The sequence below is a fragment of the Streptococcus oralis genome, from assembly GCF_003942875.1.
In the GTDB taxonomy this organism is placed as follows: Bacteria; Bacillota; Bacilli; order Lactobacillales; family Streptococcaceae; genus Streptococcus; species Streptococcus oralis_BX.
Map to the genome: position 1 here is coordinate 174728 of NZ_RMVK01000006.1, position 14181 is coordinate 188908.

Annotated in this window: 11 protein-coding genes; 10 read left to right on the forward strand and 1 reads right to left on the reverse strand. The window is 42.3% G+C overall.

The window, feature by feature from the left end; all coding sequences use genetic code 11:
• Nucleotides 1–28: 28 nt before the first annotated feature.
• On the reverse strand, nucleotides 29–718 hold the full coding sequence (locus D8844_RS08130) for a CD20-like domain-containing protein (protein ID WP_125423278.1): 690 nt from the start codon (nucleotides 716–718) through the stop codon (nucleotides 29–31).
• Nucleotides 719–911: 193 nt separating this feature from the next.
• On the opposite strand from D8844_RS08130, the gene D8844_RS08135 reads away from it, so the two are divergent.
• From D8844_RS08135 to D8844_RS08180, 10 genes are all read left to right on the forward strand, one after another.
• Nucleotides 912–1373 carry a MarR family winged helix-turn-helix transcriptional regulator gene (locus D8844_RS08135; protein WP_000360526.1) on the forward strand — a complete coding sequence of 154 codons (462 nt, stop codon included), beginning with the start codon at nucleotides 912–914 and terminating at the stop codon, nucleotides 1371–1373.
• A complete protein-coding gene (locus D8844_RS08140; protein ID WP_125423281.1) occupies nucleotides 1357–3126 on the forward strand; it encodes an ABC transporter ATP-binding protein in 1770 nt (589 codons plus the stop codon). The genes D8844_RS08135 and D8844_RS08140 overlap by 17 nt, the downstream gene beginning before the upstream one ends.
• A complete protein-coding gene (locus tag D8844_RS08145) occupies nucleotides 3116–4876 on the forward strand; it encodes an ABC transporter ATP-binding protein (RefSeq protein ID WP_125423284.1) in 1761 nt (586 codons plus the stop codon). The genes D8844_RS08140 and D8844_RS08145 overlap by 11 nt, the downstream gene beginning before the upstream one ends.
• A 94-nt stretch (nucleotides 4877–4970) precedes the next feature.
• Nucleotides 4971–5474 (forward strand): phosphatase PAP2 family protein, encoded by a 504-nt coding sequence (locus tag D8844_RS08150; RefSeq protein ID WP_125423286.1) that lies wholly within the window; start codon nucleotides 4971–4973, stop codon nucleotides 5472–5474.
• A 113-nt stretch (nucleotides 5475–5587) separates the two neighbouring features.
• A complete protein-coding gene (locus tag D8844_RS08155; protein WP_125423288.1) occupies nucleotides 5588–6034 on the forward strand; it encodes a LytTR family DNA-binding domain-containing protein in 447 nt (148 codons plus the stop codon).
• Nucleotides 6035–6039: 5 nt separating this feature from the next.
• Nucleotides 6040–6714 (forward strand): LiaF transmembrane domain-containing protein, encoded by a 675-nt coding sequence (locus tag D8844_RS08160; RefSeq protein ID WP_084856593.1) that lies wholly within the window; start codon nucleotides 6040–6042, stop codon nucleotides 6712–6714.
• Nucleotides 6715–6820: 106 nt separating this feature from the next.
• Nucleotides 6821–7009: a 50S ribosomal protein L28 gene (rpmB, locus tag D8844_RS08165; protein WP_001140948.1), complete on the forward strand. Its 189-nt coding sequence runs from the start codon at nucleotides 6821–6823 to the stop codon at nucleotides 7007–7009.
• Between the two features lie 152 nt (nucleotides 7010–7161).
• Nucleotides 7162–7527, forward strand: coding sequence for an Asp23/Gls24 family envelope stress response protein (locus D8844_RS08170; protein ID WP_000216434.1), 366 nt, complete (start codon nucleotides 7162–7164; stop codon nucleotides 7525–7527).
• A 2-nt stretch (nucleotides 7528–7529) separates the two neighbouring features.
• Nucleotides 7530–9197 (forward strand): fatty acid kinase ATP-binding subunit FakA, encoded by a 1668-nt coding sequence (gene fakA / locus D8844_RS08175; RefSeq protein ID WP_125423291.1) that lies wholly within the window; start codon nucleotides 7530–7532, stop codon nucleotides 9195–9197.
• A gap of 175 nt (nucleotides 9198–9372) precedes the next feature.
• Nucleotides 9373–14181: YSIRK-type signal peptide-containing protein (locus D8844_RS08180; protein ID WP_125423293.1), on the forward strand; the 4809-nt coding region annotated here is incomplete at its 3' end.

Sequence of the window (14181 nt, forward strand, 5' to 3'; positions counted from 1 at the left end):
ATTAGCTGTTCGCTTTTTATATTGGAGCTTAGACTCTGCTTTCAGAATCGTTTTGTTGCTTGCTTTTTCCTAGACCGACTGCATGTTTTTGGACCAGCAAGAGTTGCCCATTGTCATCTTTTGCAAAAGTTAGGGTAACCGTCTTAATTTTGTCACCAATGGAGATATAGGTAACTTTTCTCGTACTGTAGCCCCCAATAGTGGAGTCAAACTCGGAGTCTGGCAGTCCGTGTTTTTTGATAATATCCTTGTAGTTGGTGCCACCTTTTCCTTTGTTGTCAAGATCACCTTTGATTAAGGCGTCGAACTGTTCTTGGGTCCAGGAGAAGTTATCGTCTTCTTCCTCCTCTTCAGGGAGTGAATCAATGGTATCATCTGTCAAGTCGCGTTCCATTGAGGAGCTAGCTTCTCTATAGGAACGGTTAAACTCCCTGATAAACTCTTTGTAGACATTAGCGTACAGTACTTGGGTCGTAAAGAAAAGTACAACTGAAGCAACTGCAAGGGATGTTCCGATAATGGCCATTGTTTTCCGTTTTTTGAGGTTGACGATAAGGCCGATAATCCCCAAGATAAAGGCAACAATGGCGATGAAAAACGATAGATAGTTAATAAATGGGATCCAGGACCCTAAAAGTGCGATGGCTCCAAAAATGGTTGCCAAGATTCCTAAAACTCTTTGTTCTTCTGGTTTCATTTGAAAGCTTTCTCCCTTCATCGAGTGAATGGATTTCTATCCACAGTAGTTAGTGCTTATTATAGAAAAAATATTGCCTAATGTCAATTTAAACCAAGATAGTTCTCTTGGAAACTTTTTTTCTTGACATCTCCTCTGAAAATGATAAAATAGTTCTCATGGAAACTTAAATAGTTCTTGTGAGAACTATATTTATCGTAAGAAAGGAGCAATCATGGACAAGCCGATGTTAATGTTCAAACGTTTTGGGCATCAGGTTCATCTGATGGTACAGAAAGAAGCCAAGCGATGTGGCATTGAATTTATGGGTGGACCGCAAGGGCAGGTTTTGCGTTTTTTAGATCATTGTGAACAAAAAGAGGAACTGGTCTTGATTAAGGATATCGAGCAGGAACTCAATATTACCAAATCTGTGGCGAGTAATCTAGTCAAGCGTATGGTGCAAAATGGTTTGGTTGAGCTAGAGGCCAGCCCGAGCGATAAGCGGGCAAAATTTGTTCGCCTGACGGAGAAATCGCGTTCGCAGATGCAAAAAGTTAAGGCTTTTTTTGATCGGATCGATCAGAGTCTGCTAGAGGGGGTTTCAAAGTCAGACTTGGCAATCTTTGAAAAGGTTCTCGGTCAGTTGCAAGAAAATGTTGAGAAGATAGGAGGAGAGAATGAAGAAACTCGCTAAACGTATTACAGGAAAAGAGTGGGGAATGATAGTCCTTACGATTCTTTTCACTTGTTTTTCGGTCTATCTCGAGTTAGAGGTACCGACTTACATTTCGCAAATTACAGAATTACTGGGAACGTCTGGAACTCAGTTGGGTGAACTCTGGTCACCAGCTGCGAAGATGATTGGTTTGTCTTTATTGGCTTTCTTTTCATCTGTTATGGTGGGTTTCTTTGCTGCTCGTGTTGCAGCCTCCTATACAACCCATCTACGTAGAGACGTATTTCATCGCGTTTTAGATTTTTCACAGACAGAGATCAAGCGCTTTTCAATCCCAAGTCTTTTGACTCGGACGACCAATGATATTACCCAGGTACAGATGCTCTTTACCATGGGCTTGCAAGTGGTTACTCGTGGGCCGATTATGGCTATCTGGGCCATTGGAAAAATCCTTGGGAAATCGGAATACTGGCTCTGGGCGGTCGTTGTGGCTGTTATTGTGAATGTCTTGATGACCACTGTTCTTATGACTCTGGCCTTTCCAAAACAATCGGTCATCCAAAAATTGACAGATAAACTCAATAGCATCACTCGTGAAAGTTTGACTGGGATTCGAGTTGTTCGCGCATACAATGCGGAAGATTACCAAGATAAGAAATTTGGAGCAGCCAACGATGAGGTAACACGTCTCAATCTCTTTGTCAATCGATTGATGGCGATTATGAACCCGATCATGATGGCGATTTCCAGTGGATTGAGTTTAGCCATTTACTGGATTGGTGCCTATATCATCAACGATGCAAGTTTGGCAGAACGTCTGCCACTCTTTAGTGATATGGTGGTCTTCATGTCCTATGCTATGCAGGTCGTGATGGGCTTCCTTCTCATGGGAGCACTCTTTATCGTTCTTCCTCGTACCTTGGTTTCGGCAGGACGTATCAATCAAGTATTGGATCTGCATTCTTCTATTGAAAATCCTAGTCATGCACAGACAGCGAATCCTTCAGTTCAAGGACAAGTGGAATTCCGTGATGTGACTTTCCGCTACTCTAAAAACTCTGAAGCAGTCGTGGAACATGTCACTTTCAAAGCTGAAGCTGGTCAAACCGTGGCCTTCATTGGATCGACTGGATCAGGTAAGTCCACGCTAGTCAACCTCTTGCCTCGTTTTTACGACGTTTCAGATGGAGAAATTCTAGTGGATGGTGTCAATGTACAAGATTACAATTTGGAAGATTTGCGCAATAAGGTCGGCTATATTCCACAAAAAGCTGTACTTTTTTCTGGAGATGTCAAGGGGAACTTGGACTTTGGTAAGAGCAAAGAAACTCCTCTCAGCGAACCTGCTATGTGGCAAGCTCTTGAATTGGCCCAGTCTAAAGCATTTATCGAGGACAAGGAAGCGGGTCTTGCATCAGAAGTAGCCCAAGGTGGAACCAACTTCTCAGGAGGTCAAAGACAGCGTTTGGCCATTGCGCGTGCCTTGGCTCGTAAACCAGAGATTCTCATCTTTGATGACTCTTTCTCAGCCTTGGACTACAAGACAGATCGTGTCCTTCGCCAAGAGCTAGCTGAGAAAACAAAATCCATGACCAAGCTCATCGTAGCGCAACGGATTTCTACCATTATGGACGCCGACCTGATCTTAGTTTTGGATCAAGGTAAAGTCGTGGGACAAGGCACCCACAAGGAACTTCTAGCTACCAACGAAGTCTACCAAGAAATTGCCTACTCACAACTATCGAAGGAGGAATTGGAACATGGAAAATAAAAAAGTTTCGGTCTGGAAACAGTGCAAACCTTATATGGCAGGCCTCCAACTCCCTCTCCTAATAGCAGTTGTGGCTGCAGTCATTTCAAGCATCATTACCGTTTATGGTCCAACTAAGATTAAGGAAATTACAAATTTGATTTCAGATGGTTTGGCTGCAGAAATCGACTTGGTATCTGTGTCAAACATTGCTAGCTTTTTAGTGATTCTCTATGTATTTGGCGCCATCCTTAACTATACACAGGCCTATATCTTTTCAACGAGTATCCAACATTTTTCAAAACGCATGCGGACGGCTATCGCTGAAAAGATTAATCGTTTGCCACTTGGCTATTTTGACCGTCATTCACAAGGAGATACCCTTTCGCGCGTGACCAATGATGTGGATACAGCAGCACAATCTCTCAACCAAAGTCTAGGGACAGTTCTTTCAGCTAGTTTCTTGTTGATTGCTGTCTTGGTGACCATGTTTGGGATGAACTGGATTTTAGCATTGGTAACCGTTGTATCAACCCTTGTTGGTTTTGCAGCGGTTTCCGTAATCATGGCCAAGTCACAGGGTTATTTTAAAGCTCAACAAAATAATCTAGCAGCCGTCAATGGTTATGTGGAAGAGATGTACTCTGGACACAATGTAGTGACCAGCTACAACGCAGTAGATACCTCCAAAGCGAGATTTGCTGGTTTAAACCAATACTTGCATGACAGTATCTGGAAATCTCAATTTATCTCTGGTATTATGATGCCAGCCATGATTTTTGTTGGGAACTTTAGTTATGTATTAGTCATCATCGTTGGAGCTGCGCTGGCGTTAGAAGGGCATATCACAATAGGGATTATTGTAGCCTTTATGGTTTACGTACGGACCTTCTCCCAACCTCTGTCACAGATTGCCCAAGGGATTACGAGCTTGCAACAAGCGAGTGCAGCCATGACACGTGTATTGGAATTTCTAGCTGAAGCAGAGATGCAAGATGAATCTCATAAGGAAAGACAATTGAGCAACATGAAAGGGGAAGTAGTCTTTGATCACGTGTCCTTTGGCTATACACCAGAGCGCACCATCATCCATGACTTTTCTGCGACAGCTCATGCAGGTCAAAAGGTCGCAATCGTTGGACCGACTGGAGCTGGTAAGACAACCATTGTCAATCTTTTGATGAAGTTCTATGAGCTAGATAAGGGAAGTATTCGCATCGATGGCGTGGATACTAAGGACATGAAACGCTCAGAAGTACACGATGCCTTCTCAATGGTCTTGCAGGACACTTGGCTTTTTGAAGGAACGATTCGAGAGAACCTGATCTATAATCAGACAGACATCAGTGATGAACGAATGATGGAAGCCAGCAAAGCTGTGGGAATCCACCACTTTATCATGACCTTGCCAGATGGCTACGATACTGTTTTGGATGACACTGTGACCTTGTCTGTTGGGCAAAAACAACTCTTGACCATTGCTCGTGCGCTTCTCAAGGATGCACCACTCTTGATTTTGGATGAAGCGACATCTTCAGTCGACACACGTACGGAGGAGTTGATTCAAAAAGCCATGGACCATTTGATGGAGGGTCGAACTTCCTTTGTCATCGCCCACCGCTTGTCAACTATTCGTAATGCCGACTTGATTCTTGTCATGAAAGATGGCAATATCATTGAACAAGGCAACCATGAGGAGTTGATGGCGCAAGGTGGCTTCTACGCTGACTTGTACAATAGTCAATTTACAGAAGACGAAGCAGAAGAATAAATCAAAAGAAGGCTTGACGGCCTTCTTTTTCTACACTATACTAGAAGACAAACGTCTCACCTGTAGGCAAAAAAGTAATGAATGAGAAACATAAATGAAAAATTATCAAGAATGGTATCGAAATATCAGCTCCAGACTCACTAGTTATCCAACCCTTTTATTCCTATTACGCAGTTTCAATCGGTTGATGACAGTCGCCATGCCCATGGTCTATCTGACCTTACTAGTCACCACTTACCTGCAGCTAGGACTTGGGAAGCAAGTTGTGGTCTATTTGCTTGTCCCCGCTACAGGTTTTGTGATTTTGTCTCTTTTTCGTAAGAAAATCAACCACCCGCGACCTTATGAAACTTGGGACATCTGTCCCCTGCTTGAAAAAGATAGCTCGGGACAGTCGATGCCCAGTCGCCATGTCTTTTCGGCAACTATCATCTCCATGGCCTGTCTGCATGCTAGTCTACCTGTTGGCATAGCATGCTTGCTCTTTTCAGCTTTGCTGGGCTTGGTGAGGGTTTTAGGGGGAGTTCATTATCCCAAGGATGTCATCGCTGGCTATGCTTGTGGTCTCATGTGGGGATTCCTTTTCTTCCTATTCTGACATGTAAGTTAAGCTAGTCCTACAACCACTTACTGCTTCAAATTGACCACTTGCTTTTTTGCCCTTGTATTCCTAACTTAGCTTTGATATAGTAGAGTCAGAAAGGAGATGTGATGAAGTTACGAATTGAGATTGACGGCAATTTAGAGGAGACTGAAATTGTCATCAAGACCCCCACTTTGACAGATGAAATTGCAGAATTGCAACGACTTTTGCAAGAGTCAAAGGCTCCGAGGTTGACTTTTTACAAGGGGACAGGTGAATATTATTTAGACCTGTCAGAAATTCTCTTCTTTGAAACAGAAGGAAGCAAGATCTACGCTCATAACCAGAAGGAAGCCTATGAAGTTCGCCTCAAGCTCTATGAGTTGGAGTCCATCCTGCCTCGCTATTTTAGTCGAGTGTCCAAGTCAACGATCGCAAACATCCGTCAGATTTACTCAGTGGACAAGTCCTTTTCAGGAACGGGCACCATTTCCTTTTATCAGACGCACAAGGAGGTTCATGTCTCACGGCATTACCAATCCCTCCTAAAAGAAAATCTAAGAAACATGAGGTAACAGACATGAAAAAGAAAGCATTTGGTATTGTTTTACTGGTTTTAGCAGCTTGGATCTTGCTGCAAGGGAATTTTGGCATTCCTTCTTTGGATGGTAAAATATGGCCTTTGATTGGTATCGCCTTTTTTGCTTACCAATCAGTTGAAGCTTTGCTTCGTCGTCATCTAACATCAGCAGTTTTTACCGCTCTAGTAGCCTTAATGATTGCGAATCATTTTTATAACATTTTTCCTATTCCAAACCAGTCTTTGTTTTGGGCTAGTATATTAGCAGTGCTAGGTGTTGGTTATCTGACGCATTCAAGTAAGTTCTGGAATGAAAAAAAATGGTGGTACGATGGGAAAAAAACAGTCGTCACGGATAAGGAAGTCGCTTTTGGTAGCGGGACCTTCTATAAGCAAGATCAAGATCTCGTAGATGACCAAGTGGAGGTCGCTTTTGGGGATGCTAAAATCTACTATGACAATGCAGAGATGTTAGGTGATTTTGCGACTTTAAATATTGAAGTGGCTTTCGGGAATGCAACTGTCTATGTTCCACAACACTGGCGTGTCGATTTGAAAGTAGAAACCTCCTTTGGTGCAGCTAAGGCAGATGCTCCTGTAGCGCCAACAAACAAAACCTTGATTATCCGTGGGGAAGTCGCTTTTGGTAAACTTGGAGTTGTTTACGTTAAATAAAAAAAGTCTCCTAATTTCCTTGCCAAAATAGAGAAAGTGTGATAACATAGTACGGTATGTGGTGCTAGCACATCCGCTATATTAGATCTAATAGGAGGAAAACACAATGGCTAAAGTATGTTACTTTACAGGTCGTAAGACTGTATCAGGAAACAACCGTTCACACGCGATGAACCAAACAAAACGTGCCGTAAAACCAAACCTTCAAAAAGTTACTGTTCTTATCGATGGTAAACCTAAAAAAGTTTGGGCTTCAGCTCGTGCTTTGAAATCAGGTAAAGTTGAACGCGTTTAATAAAAATGAAAAGACCGCTTAGGTCTTTTTCTTTTGCTCTAAGGATAAAACCATTTGAAAAATAGAGCAAATATCCGCCGATACAGCATTCTGCTTTTACACTTGGGCTGAAATATGATAAAATAGAGTATCAACTAGTTGAGGTAAAAAAAATGACTGTAAAAATTAATACAAAAGATGGTCAAATCGAACTGACAGATGAAGTGATTGCAACCGTAGTAGGTGGTGCCGCAACTGAGATTTTTGGTGTGGTCGGTATGGCTAGTAAAAATGCCCTCAAAGACAATTTCCAAGCCCTTCTTGGTAAGGAAAATTATTCTAAGGGTGTTGTTATAAAAGCAGCCGAAGATGGTAGCATTGCAGTTGATGTTTATACCGTATTGAGCTACGGAGTAAAGATAAGCGAAGTGTCAAAAAACATTCAAGAGCGTGTTCGTTTTAGTTTAGAAAATCAACTAGGAATTACTGCTCAGACTGTGAATGTCTACATTCAAAATATCAAAGTTGTAGGAGAATAATCGTGTCAAAAATTACTACCAGTTTATTCCAAGAGATGGTGCAGGCTGCATCAACTCGTTTGAATAAGCAAGCAGAATATGTCAATTCATTGAACGTCTTTCCAGTTCCAGATGGAGATACTGGGACAAACATGGGAATGACCATCGAAAATGGTGCCAAAGAAGTAGCAGATAAGCCTGCTTCTACAGTTGGAGAAGTAGCGAGCATTCTTGCCAAAGGGCTCTTGATGGGTGCGCGTGGGAACTCAGGGGTTATCACATCTCAGCTCTTCCGTGGCTTCTCTCAGGCTATCAAGGAAAAAGATGAATTAACAGGTCAAGACTTGGCTCTTGCCTTCCAATCCGGTGTCGAAGTAGCTTATAAAGCAGTTATGAAACCAGTCGAAGGAACCATTTTGACTGTATCACGTGGTGCAGCCATTGGGGCCAAGAAAAAAGCGGAGCAAACAGATGATGCTGTTGAGGTCATGCGTGCAGCCTTGGAAGGTGCGAAAGCAGCTTTGGCTAAGACACCAGAAATGCTTCCAGTCCTTAAGGAAGTTGGTGTGGTAGACTCAGGTGGTCAAGGTTTGGTCTTCATCTACGAAGGATTCCTTTCAGCTCTTACTGGTGAATACAGTGCTTCTGAAGACTTTGTAGCGACTCCTGCCAACATGAGTGAAATGATCAATGCAGAGCACCACAAGTCTGTAGCAGGGCATGTGGCAACTGAAGATATTACCTTCGGTTACTGTACGGAGATCATGGTAGCCCTCAAACAAGGTCCAACTTATTCTAAGGACTTTAACTACGATGAATTCCGTAACTACTTGAATGACTTAGGCGACTCTCTACTTGTTGTCAACGATGATGAGATCGTCAAAGTTCACGTCCATACAGAAGATCCAGGTCTTGTCATGCAAGAAGGTCTTAAATATGGTAGCTTGATCAAGGTAAAAGTGGACAACATGCGTAACCAACACGAGGCGCAAGTTGAAAAAGAAGCGACCCAAGGAAACAAGCCTGCTGAAACAAAAGAGTATGCCCTTATCGCAGTAGTAGCTGGTCAAGGTTTAGCAGATATCTTCCGTGCTCAAGGTGTGGATTATGTTATCGAAGGTGGTCAGACGATGAACCCTTCAACAGAAGACTTTATCAAGGCTGTTGAACAGGTCAATGCTCGCAACATCATCTTCTTGCCAAACAACAAAAATATCTTTATGGCAGCTCAGTCTGCGGCTGAAGTGCTTGAACAACCTGCTGTTGTTGTAGAAGCACGTACAATTCCTCAAGGGTTGACCAGTCTTCTTGCCTTTGATCCAAGCAAATCAATCGAAGAAAACAAAGAACGTATGACTGCAGCCCTTGGTGATGTCATCAGCGGTAGTGTAACAACAGCCGTTCGTGATACAACTATCGATGGATTAGCAATTCATGAAAATGACAATCTTGGTATGGTAGATGGGAAAATCCTCGTGTCAAACCCTGACATGCACCAAACCCTGACTGAAACTTTGAAACATATGTTGGACGAAGACAGTGAAATCGTGACTTTCTATGTCGGTGAAGACGGAAGTGAAGAACTTGCCAATGAAATTGCCCAAGAAATCGCAGAAGAATTTGAAGATGTTGAAGTCGAAATCCACCAAGGTCAACAACCTGTATACCCATATCTTTTCAGTGTGGAATAAGAGTGAAAATTGAATGAAAATAACAGAAGGAAGCTGGTTTTACAGCTTCCTTTTTTATGCAAATGGAGTTATAAAGAAATTTCTGTAGAAATGAACATTCTATTGGAAATTCTATTTACTATAAGTTATAATGATAAAGCTGTTATGTTAGATTAAGTATGAATATAAAGGAGAAATGATGAAGAAAAAATTTTTTAATCAATCTTTTTCCCGCTTTTCGATTAGAAAGTTAAGTGTTGGGACCTGTTCGGTATTGCTAGGAACCTTTATGGTGATGGCTACTTCACCAGTGCAAGCAGATGAAGCTCAAGTCAACAATAAGGAACAACAAACGCAGGCGGAAATTCAACAGAAGGAAAAAAGTGCTGAGAATGGACAGGAAGTCATTTCTGAACCTCAAAAAGAGGTAACACAGAACGAAGCAGTTAAGGACCAGAAGGATAAAACTGAACCGTCCAAAACAGAAGTATCTGCACCAGTTGCTCAGAGCCAACCAGTTTCTCAAGTTGACAATGCGAAGGAGGAAAGTCAGCCCTCTTTAGATGAGGAGAAAAAGCAATCTCTAGAATCAACTCAAACTGAGCAGAAAAACAAGGAAGAAGGCAGTTCTAGTGGGAAAACTTCTTCAAGACGCAAGAGATCGTTAGATGAAGTCAATGCAGAATTTAAAACTCATTCGCCAATCAAGGATATCCATGCGGTAGATAGTGTTCGTGAATCCTTGACCTTTAGTATTACTGGACACGAAGCAGACTATTCTGGTGGGTATATCAAAATTCATTTCCAAAATGGGAAGGCTATTAAATTGACCCCTTCTCCAGTTGGTGGTGTAAAGTTCAGCCAAGAAAAAACGAATGGGGACCTTGATTTAAAGATAGAACCTACAAATCTGAGAGGTGGGGCAAACTATAACTTCGTCTATACTTTTCAGATAGATCCTTTGACTCAGAACTGGGGAGGTGCTGTCCAAGCCATTGGACCAGACCACAAGGTGACCGCAACTGCTAAGCTCTATGATAAAAATGGCAATGTCCTCAAAGAACTTGGAAGTATTGAACACACATGGAAAGTCTTAGAAAACGGGGTGGGTGGTCTGACACCAATGTCTAACAATCAGGTTATTGGCTACGATCGAAATAATGATGGTATCGTTGACGATGATTCGTCGGTTGTATCCTACTATCTATTTAATGGTGCGAAAGATCCTAAGAATAATACGGCAAGAAATGATTACTTCAACTATGGAAATGGTGTCTTTGATGGTCGTATGATCAATGGTATGGGTATTAGTGATGTCGGAGGGCATATCATTGATCCTGTCACTTCTTATACCTATAATATAGAGTTAAAAGAAGGTTATGAATTGACAGATGAAGCTAAAGCTCTAGGATGGACTGCCGATGCGACGGGTTACCATCTGACCATTAATAGAGCAAATAATCCGCTTCAAGATATTAACAACAATAAAAACAAGCTCATTCCAATTTCTTTCAAGTTAAAGAATGCCAAAGTAGCAGATATTAATAGAAAAGCGCAAAACCTAACTGTGACGGGTATCTATACAAAAGCAGATGGGACTAGCTATCAAAATACGGTCGTTTTGCCTTATACTCTCATGGTTCAAAAAACAGACCAGCCAGAGTCTTCTCTCTTTGAATTTAGACACTATAATCAGTCTGACTCGGAGATAATTCGTTCTTATGGTGAAACAGAATACCGTTCTAATGTTCGACTTTCATCAGTCGCAGAGGTTGAAAAAGATTATCTTATCAATGACTATACTGTCACTCATAAAATACAGGACCCACGAGAGTCTTATCGGGAAGTCAATGCGATTGAGGATCGTTATTGGAATGAATTTTTCTCCTCACCGGATGCATCCGTAGAAGTATACAATAAAGCTACAGGTGAGTTGTTAGGGACTTTTAATAGTAACACCCGTAGTCTACGATTGACGGAAGAGCAAGATGTGAAGGAACTGGAGTACAAGTTTAAAAATATCAAGATGAGGAAGTCCTCGACAAATGATACTTCGGCATTTTTTTTCCAGACCAAAACACGTTTTAATAATTGGGAAAGTCTCTATAAAGATTCGACGATTAGTAAGTTGGATTCTAGAACGGATTTCACTTTTAAGAATACTAGCAACACTGTTTCCTTCTCTCAAACGGCTTCAGCCGAATTGACGCGTGTTATCCAGCAAATTTCGATGGTTGGACGTCGTCGGACAGATGTTTTCAACCGACATACAGATGCTTCTGGTTTTAAGGAAGATTTTATCACAAGGACTGCGGGTAAAGACACCCCTACTCAGAACTTCGCAAACTTGACGGGAGTTTACCATTTAGCCTATTTGGCTGATCCACAATTAAACTTTAGTGGAAACCTTAATTTTAAGGTCTATTATAATTACAAAGATACTGGGAAAACTCTCTACTATGCCCAAGTGAAGGGAACCCCAGACTCCCCTATGCCCCCAACGCTTTTGAAGTTGGAAAACAAGACGATTCCGAATGGGACCTATACCTATAAAGCAATTGCTTTCTGGGACGAAGAACTTCCAGATGTTCAAGCTCAAAATGGTTATGATCTAGGTGAATTGGATGGTATTACCGTTACTTCGAAAAATTCGACCTCTCATGACTTCAATGTGGTCGTACAGGCGTCGGAAGCGAGCGGTGTCTACTCTGAAGTGAAAAGGGCCACAGATCAACACTTTGCCTATAATACTCAAGAACATTATCCTGGTGATGAGATTGATTTCAGAGTGACCTATAAAAACGCAGCGAAACAGCTTGTTTCAGATGTCTATGTTTTATCATCCTTGCCGATGAAAGGTGATAAACAGCTAGAATCCAGAAATCGTGGTTCTGAATTTACAGTGAGTTTGACAAAAGCTCTAACTCCACCTTCAGGCTGGGAAGTTCAATATAGTCGTACTGCGGGTACTGCTGCAGAAATTAATGCTTCACAATGGCTCACAGCAGACCAAGTGTCGGATTGGTCAGAGATTCGTGCAGTTCGTTGGCATTCGACTGCTCCGGTTGCTGCTGGAAGTAGTGTTCAGTTTCCTATCGATGGAGCAGTTATCGGGCAAGATACTGCCCCAGGTGCTACAGCTTATCTTTCTTCGGCATTGGCAAATGGTAGTTCCAAGTACACTGAGTCCAATAATGTTTCAATCCAAATGTCCACCAAACTGTCATCTGCAAGTTTCACCTTTGTGGATGTAAACGATCCGTCTAAGGAAGTACAACTAGGACAGGTAGACACAGTTGTAGGCAAACCTAATGGACCAATTTCTTATGATCCTGCTCGTCGAATTAAGGAATTGGAAGATGCAGGATATGAACTGATCAGTAACGATTTTACAGATCATACCTTTGGTGACTCGGCTAGTCCAAGACAATTCAAGTTTCAGTTTAGACACAAGATCACAGAACTAACCGAAACTGTTCGTGGAACTCGCGAGATTGACTTTGAATATCTCAAAAAAACAAACCATTCTGATTTATCACTCCTTCCTCCAAAACATGTTGAGACTCATTCGTTTACTCGAACCAAGAGAATTGACCAGGTTTTGGCGAAACGGCAACCAAATGATGCGACAGCTGGTGTGACATACTCAGCCTGGTCTGCAGACCAAACTTGGTCTCAAGTGATTTCTCCTGAAATCCCTGGCTATTATCCAAGAGAGGATATTGATGCAAACACAATGTCGGGAGAAGGAGCTCTCGATGAATATTTATTGACCGCGGATGATCCTAGAGATGAAGAGTTGGAAAAAGAATTTACCTGGTATCGGGTGGTGTATTATGTTCCACTTCCAGTTGTCCCTTCAGCAAGCGAAGCGAGATCTAAAGGCCTTCAAGGGCAGAAGCAGCTAGCAACGATTCACTTTGATGAGGATAGAGCAAGCGAGAGCGAGGTCCACTTTACAAAAGGGACAACAACCATTAATGGAGCAAAGAAATCCGTCGAACTAGTCCAAAGTAGTGTTTTTCTTTATGATGAGAATGGGCAAAAGGTAACTTCGCTAACCATTGCCGACCAAGGGACGTACGATTTAGATCTTGTAAATAAAACAATTGTCTTTACTCCACTGAAAACCTTCTATGGTCCGGCAACTCCAGTTCGAGTTGGAGTGGTGGATAAAAATGGAGAGTCGGCTGTAACGACCTATACCCCAGTTGTTGAGAAAGTAACTCCGACTGGTTCAGGTGATAAGACAGAAGGACTTCAAGGTCAAGTCCAAGAAGGTAAAGTGACCTTCACNCCAGGNCATGACTCAGTTCCATTCCCAGCTGATTCAACTCCACTATTTGACAANGGTACAACTGTGAAAGAAGTNCCAAATGTTGGTAANTTCGAAGTGGATGCAGANGGNAAGGTGACNTTCACNCCNGATAANCANTTCAANGGNGAAACACCAGAACTTGAATTGACTCGTGTGGATGCCAACGGAACTCCTGTTACNGTCAAGTACCAAGCGGTGGTGAAAGAAGTAGTTCCAACCAGCACTAACGCAACTAGCACGGGTCCTCAGGGTGTTCCACAAACAGGAACTCCAAGCTTCCAAGGTGGCGACCCACTGGTTCCAATCGATGAAACTGTGGCAGCGACATTTGAAGATGGATCAACTGAAAAAGTGATTCCAGGTGAAGGAACTTACACGATTGCATCAAATGGAACTGTGACCTTCACACCAGACAAGCAGTTCGTTGGTACACCAGAACCAGTNACAGTCAAACGTGTTGATAAGAANGGCACTCCAGTCACTGCGACNTANAGTCCAGAGTTTACGAAAGTAACNCCAACTGGTNCAGGTGATAAGACAGAAGGNCTNCAAGGNCANGTCCAAGAAGGTAAAGTGACCTTCACTCCAGGCCATGACTCAGTTCCATTCCCAGCTGATTCAACTCCANTATTTGACAATGGTACAGCTATGAAGGAAGTGCCAAATGTTGGTAAGTTCGAAGTAGAC